This is a genomic window from Sodalis sp. CWE (genome assembly GCF_019646055.1).
GTDB lineage: Bacteria > Pseudomonadota > Gammaproteobacteria > Enterobacterales > Enterobacteriaceae > CWE.
Map to the genome: position 1 here is coordinate 538,883 of NZ_JAESFE010000001.1, position 13,512 is coordinate 552,394.

The following is a 13,512-nucleotide window of genomic DNA, read 5'->3' on the forward strand; positions in this document are numbered from 1 at the left end:
GTTTGAAACAATAAATATTATAAATTCTCACAATTTCTAACTAAAAACAATTGCGAGGATTATTTGATTTTAAATGAATATTAAAAACGATAATAACACAAATATTGCACCAAGACCTATTGATGCTATGTACCATCTTATCTGTCCATTTTCACTCATCGTTAAAATTCGCCTAATCCACAGTATTAATAAAGCAGTTACATTATCTATTATTTTTTTAACTGGGTCATATGTTATTGTTCTTGCAATGGTAACGTAGGGTTCAACAAAGATTTTTTTGTAAATCCAATCAAATCCCCAAGCATGAAACCATAAAATCGTTAAAAAACGTCCTAATTTATTATCCGTTATAATTTTTATGAAATGGCACTTAGAAATCCAAACAACTGCTGCTAATAAAATACCAGCAAAACAAGTTGCGCTCGATACGATTTCTAGTATTAGTTTTTGATTATAATTGCAATGATATTGTTGATCGATTGGAAAGAATCCGGATAACGGAAGCATCATGGCCATCCAAGCTCCAAAAAAAGTTGATAACGTTAAGAAGGTTAGAAATGAAAGATAGTAGTTGATTGTATGGTAGCGAGTATGAATTTTAATTTTTTCATTTCCATGAAAAATCAAAAAAATCATGCGAAAAGTATAAGTGGAAGTAATAAACGATCCTAACAATCCAACAATGACCAAAATCGAATGCCCATTAGCCATAGCATGCCACAGAATGTCTTCTTTAGAGAAAAATCCTGCCGTAAACAGCGGAAATGCAGACAGCGAAGATCCTCCAATTAAAAAAGAAATATACATAAGTGGCATTGATTTTCTTAATCCCCCCATTCTAAAAATATTTTGTTCTTGACGACAGGCCAATATAACTGAACCAGCTGCTAAAAATAACAGTGATTTAAAAAAAGAATGGGTCACTAAATGGAAAATAGCAGCTTCCCATGCTTGAATACCTAATGCTAAAAACATATAGCCTACTTGCCCCATTGTGGAGTAAGCTAAAATTCGTTTAATATCAGTTTGTACCAAAGCAGTAAATCCAGCCAGCACTAAAGTTATTGCTCCTATAATTCCAACAAGATGCAGTACATTAGTAGCCATTAAAAATAAGTGATGAGTTCTAGCAATTAGATATACACCAGCGGTTACCATGGTAGCAGCATGAATTAACGCCGAGGCTGGAGTAGGTCCAGTCATAGCATCCGCTAACCATCCTTGCAGGGGAAATTGTGCTGACTTTCCAACTGCTCCACCCAATAGTAATAGAGTTATTAAAGTAATTGTTAGAGAATTTTTTGTTATTTTTTGAGGTATTAGTGTGATTATCTCTTGAAGATTGAGGGTCCCAAATTTATTGTATAGCATAAAAAGTGCAAAAACTAATAATACATCTCCGAACCTGGTAATAATGAATGCTTTCATAGCTGCCATACCATTTTTTGGTTCAGGATAGAATCCAATAAGTAAATAACTACAAAGACCAACACCTTCCCATCCAAGATAAATCAATAATAAATTATCTGCTAATGTTAGCAGTATCATATTGGCAATAAATAAATCAGTATAAGCAAAGAAACGAACATAATTATCTGTCTCATTCATGTACCAAGAAGCATAGAGTTGAATAAAAAATCCAACTCCAGTAACAACACAGACCATTGTTAGTGATAAACAGTTAAGATTGAACACAATTGAAATATGAAAATCATCCAATACTATCCAGTTCCATAATGTTTGAATATATTCCAAAGTGCCATTAGTGGTATTTCCATATGTACTAGAAAAATCTAGTGCTATAAAAAAGGTGATTAATGCTGCTACTCCAATACTTCCAACACCAATTATTGTAGAAACAGTTTCGCTCCAACGACCCTGTGAAAATGTAAGTAATAGAAATCCACAAAAAGGAAATAATGGAACTAAATAAACCAAATTCATTCTCGTAGCTCGTTTATGCGATCAATATCTAGGGTTCCATTGCTTCGATAAAGCAACAATAGCATTGCTAGTCCAATGCTGGCTTCTGCAGCAGCTAAGGTTACTATTAAGATATACATAACCTGTCCATCTGCATGAATCCAATAACTACCTCCTACTACGCAAGCTAATGCTGAAGCATTCATCATAATTTCCAATCCTAATAAAATAAAAAATAAATTTCGACGGACGATCATACCTGTTAATCCTAATATAAAAAGGATTCCTGCTAGGATAAGACCGTGTGACAATGGGACCATATTTTGTTTCTCTCCATTCATAAACCAGTATTTTCTCTGATTGAATAAAATTAATAATGTGCCAATTATTTATCATGACCAAAATGATAAGCTACTATTAATCCTGCCAATAGTAGCATAGACACTATTTCAACTACTAAGATGTAAGAACTAAACAGTGCAATTCCAACAGTTTTTGTTGATATTAAATTCCCAGTAATATGCTCTTCACCATAATCATTTATAAAATAAATTAATATTATTAGAAATAGCAGTGAAATCATTGATGACCCAATCCAATTGGCAATTTTTCTTATCCATGAATGTTTTTTTTTATTTTCATTGTTTTTTACATTTAGAACCATGATTACAAATACGAATAAAACCATAATAGCGGCAGCATAAATGATAATTTCTAATGCTCCGGCAAAATGCGCTCCTAAAGAAAAGAAAACACAAGAAATAGATAAAAATGAAAAAATAAGATACAATAATGAATATACTGGCTGAGTGTGAGTGATAACACGAAACGTTGATAAAATTGCTAGAAGTCCAGAGAAATAGAATATTAGATGCATGTCTTTTCCTTGAAAGAGCATTGATTAATTTTCTTTGTGTTATAAAGCTATTTGGTCAAGATTTAGGGTAATAAGTTTTTTACGTCAATAGGCTTGTTCTCGTTTTTTGCTTCGCCTTTTCTTTTTCCAGAAATTTCTGTTCCAGAAATGCGATAAAAATCATAATCTGGGTATTTTCCTGGTCCTGAAATTAGTAAATCTGTTTTTTCATATACTAAATCCTGTCTTTTGTACTCGCTCATTTCAAAATCTGGTATAAGTTGAATACAAGCAGTTGGGCAAGCTTCTTCGCAAAAACCGCAGAAAATACAACGAGAAAAATTAATACGAAAAAATTCTGGATACCATCGACCATCTTTAGTCTCCGCTTTTTGCAGAGAAATACAGTCAACTGGACAAACGACAGCACATAAGTTACATGCTACACATCGTTCGTTTCCGTTCGAATCACGTGTTAAAACAATTCTACCTCGAAAGCGAGGAGATAGATTTACTGGCACTTCAGGATACATACGCGTTTCACGTTTGCTAAATGCCTGCATACCAATTATCAAAATACTTCTTAAAATCGTTCCAAATCCAATTATTAAATCTTTTATTGTCATAATCTACGCACTACTTAATGTAGGTTGTATAAGATAAAAGAAGCAGTCATTAACATATTTAATAGCGCTATAGGTAAACAAATTTTCCAACCAAAAGCCATCATTTGATCGTAACGTGGACGCGGCAATGCGGCACGAATCAAAACGAATAATATCAAAAAAAAAGCGGTTTTCACTACGAACCAAAATAATGGTGGTAACCATGGTCCATGCCACCCACCAAGGAACACCGTTACTGCTAGTCCTGAAACGGTCACAACATTAATATACTCCCCAATGAAAAATAAGCCGAATTTCATTCCTGAATATTCTACGTGGTATCCATCGGCCAACTCTTGTTCTGCTTCAGGTTGGTCAAAGGGATGACGATGACATACTGCTATAGCAGCTAACATAAAAGTAATAAAACCAAAAAACTGAGGAACTATATTCCATAAATATTCTTGTGCGTCAACAATCTTACTAAGATTGAATGAATCAGTTTGGATCACTACACCCATTAATGATAATCCTAGAAATACTTCATAACTTAATGTTTGCGCTGCAGCTCTTATGGCTCCAAGAAGAGCATATTTATTATTGCTTGACCATCCGGCAAATAATAAAGCATACACAGTTAATCCAGACATCATCAGAAAAAATAATATTCCGATATTTAAATCAATAATCACTAAAGAAGGAGTTATCGGAATTACAGAAAAAGTAACTAACGGCAATAAAAAAGAAGCAGCCGGAGACAACACAAAAATACCTCGATCAGAAAACGATGGAACCCAATCTTCTTTAAACATCATTTTTAAAATATCGGCAAGTATTTGCAACGACCCTCCCCAACCAACGCGATTTGGACCATACCGATTTTGAAACAAGCCTAAAAGGCGTCGTTCAATAAAAACCATATAAGAACTAAAAAAAACTACCATAAGTAAAATCAGAATTACTTTCATCGATTCACCAAAGTATCGCTTACAATTTAAATAACTTGAGTTTTAACTTTTTGTAAGTTTTTAATATAATGGCCTGACAGAATTGGTGGAATACCTGGCAAACCTAGAGGAAGTCCAATTTGTCCGGTACTTAAATAGCGACTAACTCGTGCCGGCAAGCACATGTTTATTCCCATACAATTAAATGAAAATAATGCAGTATTATTGTCAATATTTAGTTTTTTAGCATCAGACTGACTTATTACTATATATAGTTTCGGCATTTTATTTTGGATGGCTGAGGAACGTTGAGATGTTTCCTCACTGCCAAATAAATGCCAATAAGGTGCTACATACCACTCATTATCTTTAGATGGCAAAAGTGCAATTGGAACATTACTAAAATAATCTAAGTTGCTTGTTTTTAACTCCAACAAACGTACTCCAGGATCACCGTATTTTAAATGTCCTCCAACTGTATCTTGAAATTTATTCCATGCTTGCGAAGAGTTCCAGCCTGGCGTCCAAGCAAAAGTTATTTGCTGATTCGGTGCTTGGAAAGCGATGCTTCCTTCCATTGAGAAAGTAAACATAGTATCGTGATCGTATGGAACACGAGGTTCATGAATATTGATATTGGCATTCATTGAAGTACGGCCGCTATATCGATTTGGTCCTCGAGCTATCTTCTGTCCTTGAATGCGAAAACTAGCGTCTGGCGCAGCTTTCTTGATATCAGCTAAGTGCGGCAATGCTTCAATGAGATGATCAATAACATGATCAAGTTTCGTCCAATTTGTTTTTTTATATGTATGCATTGAATGAATTGAGTAAAGCCAACGCCAGCTAGCTAATATTATCGACTGATCATCATAATATGCGGGATCATATACTTGAAAAAACCGCTGCGCGCGACCTTCTTGATTAATAAGAGTACCACTACTTTCGGTAAAGTTAGCTGCCGATAGAATCAAATTAGCTTTTTCTTGTAAAGAAGAATGTAGATGATCCAGAACGATAAAATAACTTATTTTATCCAAAGCAGCATTAACGCGAGTCTCTGATGCATGACGATAAAGATCATTTTCCAAAACAATTAAACTATCTGCAGCTCCCTGTTCTAGCATATCCAAAGCTTCGTCTATGCTTTTTCCGCCTATCATTGTAATTCCCATACTGTTAGCTTCGGAAAGGATAAAACTAATTCCAACGTTTTTGCCTTGTTTTTTCAAGGCAAGAGCAATGTTAGTGGCCCCAGCAATTAATTCCTTGCTTCCAGCACCGCTACCTGAAATGATAAGTGGTTTTTTTGCGTTAGCTAATGTTTTTGCGATTAAATCAATCTTACTTTGTAAGGCTGTATCCAAATCATTCACTGTTGGTGCTGTTTTGTCCAGTGAATGAGCAATAGCAAAGCTTAAACGGGCTTGATCACTTACAGACGCGTAATAATTCCAAGCAGCAATATCATCTAAACGAGTTTTATCAACACTAGTAATAAACAAAGGATATCTAGAATTTTGCCCAACGTTTATTATGGCGGCTGCATGCCAGTTGGCAATTTTTTGTTGTGCAGCTATTTCACGTACCTTTCCTTTAATTGCTTGACGAATTGCTAATGCAATACGTGCACCTGTCTGGGTTACATCTTCTCCTAATATCAAAATAGCATCATAATTTTCTATTTCACAGAGTGAAGGTGTATGAATCCCAGAATTTTGCAAAATACTAAGCATTAACAATAATTCCTCTTTTTCGCTATGAGAAACTCCAATATAGAAATTATTCATTCCTACTAATTTAAGTAAAGCGAAATTACTTTCCATGCTAGCTCGTGCTGAACCAATACCAATTAACTTATGTGCGTGACGTAGTATTTTAGATGCTTCTTGCACAGCTTCATTAGCATTTAGCATAACCCATCTATTTCCACGACGAATCATTGGATGCCGAGGACGATCTTTAAGATTAACATAATCGTATCCAAAACGACCACGATCACATAAAAAATAACCATTAATACATCCGTTGTAACGGTTTTCAATACGTCGTAATTTTCCATAACGCTCTTCTAAAATAATATTGCAACCAATGCTACATTGATGACAAATGCTTGGTGAAAACTGCATGTCCCATTTACGACTATATCTTTTAGAAAAAGTTTTATCAATGAGTGCACCAGTTGGGCAAATTTCTACTAAATTTCCAGAAAATTCGCTGTCTAATTCTCCTTCTTGGTAGCGACCAAAATAAATGTTATCACGAGCTCCATATACACCAAAATCGTTACCATCAGCATAGTCTTTATAATATCGTACACAACGATAACAAGAAATACATCGATTCATATCATGGGAAATAAACGGTCCTAAATACTGATTAAAATGGGTACGTTTACTAAATCGATAACGACGAGAAATGTGACCAGACATCATCGTCATGTCTTGAAGATGACAACTCCCCCCTTCTTCACAAACTGGACAGTCGTGCGGATGATTGATCATTAACCATTCTATTACACTGCGGCGAAACTCTCTTGCTTCATGGTCTTTGATGGAAATCCACAAACCATTTTTAACTGGCGTCATACAAGACATAACTATTTGACCCAAATTGTTTTTATTATTTTGATATTGTTTAACTGCACACTGTCGACAAATGCCGACACTACCTAATGCCGGATGCCAGCAAAAATAAGGAATATCAATGCCTAAAGTTAGACACGCCTCTAAAAGGTTGCTGGATTCGTTAACCACTTTATATTCTTTTCCATCTATATTAATAGTGATCATATAATTACCAATCAAAATAGTAAGATAAACATATATTCTACTTCTTTTTTAAAACATAGAATTAATCTGAAAAACGTTTATTAACATGATTCAGTGAGTTTTTACTGTACATTTTTAATAGTGTATTTATTGTCTAAATATTTAATGTTTACACCTTTTTCAAATTCGGAACGAAAATACTTAATTGCACTTTTCAGTGGTCCTATTGCTCCTAGTGCATGAGCACAGAAAGTTTTTCCTGGACCGAGAAACTGGCATAATTGCTCCAAAATCTTAATATCTTCAGGTTGTCCTTGGCCATTTTCTAATGCATATAATAAACGAACGCCCCATGGAAGACCATCACGACAAGGGGTACAAAGCCCACAAGATTCACGGGAAAAAAACTCTTCAAGATTACGGATTAATGATACCATGTTGATTTCATTGTCAACTGCTATAGCCAACGCAGTACCAAGACGGCTTCCAGCTTTAGAGATACCTTCAAAATCCATAGGAAAATCTAAGTGATCTGGGATAAGAAAATCAGTTCCAGCACCACCCGGCTGCCAAGCTTTTAATTTCAAACGACGCTGCATACCGCCAGCATAATCTTCGAAGATTTCACGAGCAGTAATACCGAATGGTAACTCCCATACCCCAGGATTTTTTACACGACCAGAGAAACCCATCATTTTAGTACCAGTGTCTTTACTTTTCCCTGCTGCAATATTACGATACCAATTAACCCCTCTCTCTAGAATTGCTGGTATGTTACATAAAGTTTCAACATTATTGATACAGGTCGGTTTTCCCCATGCTCCTACTTCAGCAGGAAAAGGAGGCTTTGCGCGTGGATTAGGTCGACGTCCTTCAAGTGAATTAATTAATGCAGTTTCTTCACCGCATATGTAACGACCAGCTCCTGTATGAAGAATTAGTTCAAAAGAAAAATTACTTCCTAAAATATTTCTACCAAGAAAACCAGTTTCATTTGCTTCAAATATTGCGCGACGAAGATTAATTTCAGCCTTAACATATTCACTACGCAAGAAAATGTAACCGCGATAACTTTTTAGTGCAAAAGCAGAAATTAACATTCCTTCTATTAAAAGATGTGGTAGTTGTTCCATTAATAAACGATCCTTATATGTACCTGGTTCCATTTCATCTGCATTACATATTAAATATCGTATTTTCTCAGAACAATTTTTAGACATGAGGCTCCATTTTAATCCAGTAGAAAAACCAGCTCCGCCTCGCCCTTTTAATCCGGAATCTAGTACGAGTTTGATGATATCATCATGACTCATTTCTCTTATCGCTTTACGTGCACCAGAATAACCATTTTTTTTTTGATATTCGGTGATCCATATCGGTTGACCATCTTCACGTAATCGCCATGTTAATGGATGTGTTTCTTCCAATCGAAGAATGACTCTATTCATTTATATTTCTCTAGTAATAAAAAGACATCTTCTGATGTTACATGTGCGTAAGTATCATCATCTATCATTATGGTTGGAGCATGATCACAATTGCCTAAACAGCACGTAGGAAGTAAGGTAAAGTGTGCATCATTGGTTGTTTGCCCAGATTTGATGTTTAATAACCGTTCTAGTTCTTTAAGAACTTTCTGATAACCGGTAATATAACAAACCACACTATCGCAATATCGAATAATATGTCTGCCTACTGGCTGACGAAAGATTTGACTGTAAAAAGTAGCTACTTCTTCAACATCGCTACTTGGAATATTCAATATCTCTGCGATAGCAGATACAGCTTCATCTGGAACCCAATGTCGATATTTTTGTACAACCTTGAGCGCCTCAATTAGAGCTCCTCGTGGGTGTTCATAATGATATTTGTGATGCTCAATAGCTACGCGTTCCTCATGACTTAATTCGAATGCTTTGATTAAAGTCTTCATTGTTATTAATGTTGATTAACGATCTACGTCTGACATAACAAAATCGATGCTTCCAAGATATACAATTAAATCTGATATGAGACTACCTTGTATCACTGATGGAATTTGCTGTAAATGAGGAAAGCTGGGTGTTCGGATGCGTGTTCGATAACTCATTGTTCCACCATCGCTAATAAGATAATAGCTATTTATCCCTTTAGTAGCTTCTATCATTTGAAATGATTCATTGGCTGGTATAATTGGACCCCAAGAAACTTGTAAGAAGTGTGTGATAAGAGTTTCGATATGCTTCAAAGTACGCTCTTTTGGAGGAGGAGTAGTTAGTGGATGATCAGCCTTAAACGGTCCTGTTGGCATGTTATTTAAACATTGTTTAAGAATTCGAAGACTTTGTAATATTTCTTCTATCTTTAGCATAACTCGACTATAACAGTCACTAATTCCACTACCTATCGGTACTTCAAAATCAAAATTTTCATAGCCGGAATATGGACGCCACTTACGTACATCAAATCCAATGCCAGTAGCACGCAACGCGGCTCCTGTTACTCCCCAATCTAAAGCTTCTTTTGCTCCATAAGCAGCTATGCCCTCCGCACGGGCGCGAAGTATACTATTTTTTAGTGCTACTTTAATATAAGTATTTAATCTTTTTGGTAACCAATTAAGGAACTCACGTAATAAGTTCTCCCATCCACGTGGTAAATCTTGTGCAACGCCGCCAATACGAAACCAAGCTGGATGCATGCGGGCACCAGTAATGGCTTCAATAATATCATAAATCTTCTGACGATCAGTAAATGCTAGAAAAATGGTAGTCATTCCACCTATATCTTGTATATAAGTGCTAACGTATAATAAGTGACTATTAATGCGAAACAATTCTGATAGCATAATTCGAATTACATTAACGCGATCTGGTACTATAATACCAGCTAACTTTTCTACTGCTAGTACATAAGGCATTTCATTAATACAGCCACCGAGATATTCAATGCGATCAGTATAAGGAATAAATCCATGCCAAGACTGACGTTCTCCCATCTTTTCAGCACCACGGTGGTGGTAACCAATATCAGGAACACAATCAATAATTTCTTCACCGTCCAACTGGAGTACAATACGAAACGCGCCATGTACGGAAGGATGATTAGGTCCTAAATTAAGAAACATGAAACTTTCATTACCTGTTCCACGTTTCATACCCCATTCTTCTGGTTTAAAAGTCAAGTCATCCATTTCTAAATCTTCCTTTTGTTTTGTAAGAAAAAAAGGATTAAATTCTGTCGCTCGAGCGGGATAATCTTTACGCAATGGATACCCCTTCCAGGTTTTAGGCATTAAAATACGCGTCAAATTTGGATGTTCGTCAAAAATTACGCCAAACATTTCCCAAGTTTCTCGTTCATACCAATTAGCATTAAGAAAAATACTAGTACAACTAGGTAAATGTAGATCGTATTCTGATAAAGCAACCTTCAATATAACATCACGATTACGATCAATAGAAATTAAGTGATAAAAAATAGTAAAATCTTTTGTAGGAAGATTGTTTTTGCAAGAGCGAAGACGTTCATCTATCCCATGTAGATCATAGAGCATTAGATATGGTTTTGGCAGATTCTTCAAAAATTTAAGAACTTCAAGGAGTTGTTCACGTTTTATCCAAATAATTGGAATATCGGTATAAGCTAACTGAACGTTAAAAACGTCTGATGCAAAATGATTACCTAATTCATTAATAATCGTATCATCTTCTAGATAAATCGATTTTTTCCAGAAATGAGGATAGTCCGTACACCGTGTCAACTCTTTCATAACCTCTGCACTGCTTTAAAACATATTAAGCTACGTTATTATTCAACAACCAGGGATCTTAGTTAAGAGGGATTGTTTTCTTTTACCAAACAAGTTTCATCTGGAGAATATAAATTGGTAACTGCAATACGATGGTCATGCTTGCGCTTTCGTTCTGGTTCTAAATTAGCACGATAAACACCTTGATCACCCATTATCCAAGAAAGTGGACGGCGCTCTTTACTGATGGTTTTTTTCAACAAAAGCAGTGATTGAATATAGGCTTCAGGTCTAGGGGGACAACCAGGAATATAAATATCTACTGGTAGAAATTTATCAACACCTTGTACAACCGAATAGATATCGTACATCCCACCAGAATTAGCGCAAGCTCCCATAGAAATAACCCATTTTGGTTCTAACATTTGATCATAAAGACGCTGTATAACGGGAGCCATTTTAATAAATGGTGTTCCAGCTATTACCATAAAATCTGATTGACGTGGTGAGGCGCGTATAACTTCTGCTCCAAATCTTGATACATCATGGACAGAAGTAAAAGCAGTAGCCATTTCAACGTAACAACAAGACAATCCAAAATTATATGGCCAAAGTGAATTACCCCTTCCCCAATTTACCATATCATGAATTGCTTTTTTAAGTTTGCCAAAGCAGACATGATTTTTTAGATACATTTTTAATGGATCAGGCACAACCTTTTTCTTTTGTAAGGGATATCGTTCGCTTCTATCAGAATCTAGGTTAGGACGAGTAAGAGTATAATCCATTTTTACTTCATTATCAGTTTTTTTCTTAGCGCCCACTCGAATGCTCCAATGCGATCTAGATAAAATAAATCTATGAATAACATAGTAATAAAGATACTTATTTCAATAAAACCCATCCAACCTGCTTCACGTATAGTGATAGCCCAAACGTAAAGATATAAAGCTTCAGCATCAAAAATTACAAAAAACATTGCTATTAAATAAAATTTGGCCGAAAAACATGTCCTGGCAGTACTAACTGAGTCAATTCCAGATTCAAACGGAGTATGTTTTGCTCTAGCTACTGCGCGACCACCTAATAAAAAACCACAAACAAGCATAAAGACGCAAAGACTTAGCGCACCTAACAAAAATAAAGAAAAAGTCCAATAATCAGCTTCAAAATTAGTGGTCATTAACATTTTAATACTAATTAAATGAAAAATTATTCTAATCTACATTCTTCTTCAGAAGAAGTATATTTTGTGTACTAACATGTCTCATGCTGTAAGGTTAAACTACATGTTGCTTTGTAAAAGCACAACCTATGTTTATATTTTTGATAATTTTAATATAAATAACAGAAATTTACTTGATTTTGCTAACTTTACATGTTTTTTATTCGTAGATACTAAGTAAATAACCATTTCTGATAGCGAAACTAGAGTTAAAATATTGTATTAGTAACTGTCATCAGGATTGTATAATATTTTATTTCTTCTAAAAAGAAGATGAAAAGCTCATTTTATTAAAAAAAACAATCAATAGCAACGAATACTTTTCATTTAAAAAATTTTTCATAGTAAACGGCAGTTACATATTCAAATTTAGAACGAAAAACTTTTTGAATTGAAATATGAAAAGATCAATTTCTTACGAAATTACGCTATTCTTTCTGATTTCTAAATATTTAATTTTTAAACCTTTGATTTACGTAAGAATTGTTCGGAAAAACTTCCATATATTCTCGCGTGCTAAGCATAAGATGTTTATCAAGGAGATGACGTCGATTTATGAATAAAAATCTAATTTTAGAAAAATCAAAAGCAGTTACTTTAAAAACTGATTTCGATTTTAATTATTGAATAGTACTAAGATCTTCTTAGTTAAGAACCAAAAATAAATATCATTAAATTAACGGATTTAAAATTAAAACTTTTTTGCTAAAAAACTATTATAGAGTGCCCTTCTTCTTACCTGACTACAATAGGAAGAGCTTACAATTTCGTACAATAGAAGGTAACTCCTTAAAAAGGAGGATATAATTTCTATATTTCAAATATGCTAAACTTTTAAAAAAAACTTTGTAGGTTTTTGAAAAATTAGGCTTTTAATCTTCATAAATTAAAAAATTTAATGCTATGCAAAATTCTTTTGCTAAGGTACATATAGCACGTTTTTAATATACTTATTCTTTTTTCCATGCAAGAATTAAAACATCGATAAATTATTATACTTTAATAAATTTTTTTACTTTAAAATTAAACTTTATAAAAGAATAAACAATTTTTTTTAAAAAACTTATAAGAACGATTTTTTTAAAAATAGAGAAATGGATCAATAGTTTTGACTAGGCAAAATTCTAATTTTAAAAGAAAACTTACGGAGGTAATTATGATTTTTATAAACTCCAATATTTGGAAAACAGTTAGTTATTTATAATGCAAAACTTATTGAAATGTAAGCAGTAAAGACTGTAATACTTTAGTAAGATAATATAAAATTTTCTACGTTTGAAGCATGTTTTTTTGAAAAAAGTTTAAATTGTTCACATTCTAAAATTTTATTTAGTCAGTTAAGTTTAATTTTTGAAAACCCAAAAAACCTAAAATAAATTAAGTATACTAACATTTACTAAAAAGTATTACCAATGCTTCAAATAATAAATAAATTTGTCCTGTAAGTGTATTTGT

At 34.0% G+C, this 13,512-nt stretch carries 10 protein-coding genes and 1 pseudogene; all 11 read right to left on the bottom strand.

Annotated features, from left to right (window positions below):
• Window positions 1-69: 69 nt before the first annotated feature.
• Window positions 70-1,944, bottom strand: a complete 1,875-nt coding sequence (gene nuoL, locus JK145_RS02065) for an NADH-quinone oxidoreductase subunit L (RefSeq protein ID WP_220665183.1) — start codon at window positions 1,942-1,944, stop codon at window positions 70-72.
• Window positions 1,941-2,243, bottom strand: coding sequence for an NADH-quinone oxidoreductase subunit NuoK (nuoK, locus tag JK145_RS02070; protein WP_220665269.1), 303 nt, complete (start codon window positions 2,241-2,243; stop codon window positions 1,941-1,943). Before nuoK ends, nuoL begins: the two co-directional genes overlap by 4 nt.
• A gap of 65 nt (window positions 2,244-2,308) precedes the next feature.
• Window positions 2,309-2,800, bottom strand: coding sequence for an NADH-quinone oxidoreductase subunit J (gene nuoJ / locus JK145_RS02075; protein ID WP_220665184.1), 492 nt, complete (start codon window positions 2,798-2,800; stop codon window positions 2,309-2,311).
• Window positions 2,801-2,862: 62 nt separating this feature from the next.
• Window positions 2,863-3,405 carry an NADH-quinone oxidoreductase subunit NuoI gene (gene nuoI, locus JK145_RS02080; RefSeq protein ID WP_220665185.1) on the bottom strand — a complete coding sequence of 181 codons (543 nt, stop codon included), beginning with the start codon at window positions 3,403-3,405 and terminating at the stop codon, window positions 2,863-2,865.
• A gap of 14 nt (window positions 3,406-3,419) precedes the next feature.
• Window positions 3,420-4,352, bottom strand: coding sequence for an NADH-quinone oxidoreductase subunit NuoH (gene nuoH, locus JK145_RS02085; protein ID WP_220665186.1), 933 nt, complete (start codon window positions 4,350-4,352; stop codon window positions 3,420-3,422).
• A gap of 26 nt (window positions 4,353-4,378) precedes the next feature.
• Window positions 4,379-7,123: an NADH-quinone oxidoreductase subunit NuoG gene (nuoG, locus tag JK145_RS02090; RefSeq protein ID WP_220665187.1), complete on the bottom strand. Its 2,745-nt coding sequence runs from the start codon at window positions 7,121-7,123 to the stop codon at window positions 4,379-4,381.
• 101 nt (window positions 7,124-7,224) lie between these two features.
• Window positions 7,225-8,550: an NADH-quinone oxidoreductase subunit NuoF gene (gene nuoF / locus JK145_RS02095; protein ID WP_220665188.1), complete on the bottom strand. Its 1,326-nt coding sequence runs from the start codon at window positions 8,548-8,550 to the stop codon at window positions 7,225-7,227.
• Complete coding sequence (nuoE, locus tag JK145_RS02100; protein ID WP_220665189.1) at window positions 8,547-9,035, bottom strand: NADH-quinone oxidoreductase subunit NuoE; 489 nt, start codon at window positions 9,033-9,035, stop codon at window positions 8,547-8,549. The genes nuoF and nuoE overlap by 4 nt, the downstream gene beginning before the upstream one ends.
• A 15-nt stretch (window positions 9,036-9,050) precedes the next feature.
• Entirely contained in the window at window positions 9,051-10,853 is a 1,803-nt protein-coding gene (gene nuoC / locus JK145_RS02105) for an NADH-quinone oxidoreductase subunit C/D (RefSeq protein WP_220665190.1), read from the bottom strand.
• Between the two features lie 62 nt (window positions 10,854-10,915).
• Window positions 10,916-11,620 (bottom strand): NADH-quinone oxidoreductase subunit B family protein, encoded by a 705-nt coding sequence (locus JK145_RS02110; protein WP_220665270.1) that lies wholly within the window; start codon window positions 11,618-11,620, stop codon window positions 10,916-10,918.
• A 32-nt stretch (window positions 11,621-11,652) separates the two neighbouring features.
• Window positions 11,653-12,021: pseudogene (gene ndhC, locus JK145_RS02115) on the bottom strand (NADH-quinone oxidoreductase subunit A); the annotation flags it as partial.
• Window positions 12,022-13,512: the final 1,491 nt, after the last annotated feature.

Bases quoted from the DNA above. Each gene is read 5' to 3' on its own strand.
- nuoL (WP_220665183.1), bottom strand. From the start codon at position 1,944: ATGAATTTGGTTTATTTAGTTCCATTATTTCCTTTTTGTGGATTTCTA.
- nuoK (WP_220665269.1), bottom strand. From the start codon at position 2,243: ATGGTCCCATTGTCACACGGTCTTATCCTAGCAGGAATCCTTTTTATA.
- nuoJ (WP_220665184.1), bottom strand. From the start codon at position 2,800: ATGCATCTAATATTCTATTTCTCTGGACTTCTAGCAATTTTATCAACG.
- nuoI (WP_220665185.1), bottom strand. From the start codon at position 3,405: ATGACAATAAAAGATTTAATAATTGGATTTGGAACGATTTTAAGAAGT.
- nuoH (WP_220665186.1), bottom strand. From the start codon at position 4,352: ATGAAAGTAATTCTGATTTTACTTATGGTAGTTTTTTTTAGTTCTTAT.
- nuoG (WP_220665187.1), bottom strand. From the start codon at position 7,123: ATGATCACTATTAATATAGATGGAAAAGAATATAAAGTGGTTAACGAA.
- nuoF (WP_220665188.1), bottom strand. From the start codon at position 8,550: ATGAATAGAGTCATTCTTCGATTGGAAGAAACACATCCATTAACATGG.
- nuoE (WP_220665189.1), bottom strand. From the start codon at position 9,035: ATGAAGACTTTAATCAAAGCATTCGAATTAAGTCATGAGGAACGCGTA.
- nuoC (WP_220665190.1), bottom strand. From the start codon at position 10,853: ATGAAAGAGTTGACACGGTGTACGGACTATCCTCATTTCTGGAAAAAA.
- JK145_RS02110 (WP_220665270.1), bottom strand. From the start codon at position 11,620: ATGGATTATACTCTTACTCGTCCTAACCTAGATTCTGATAGAAGCGAA.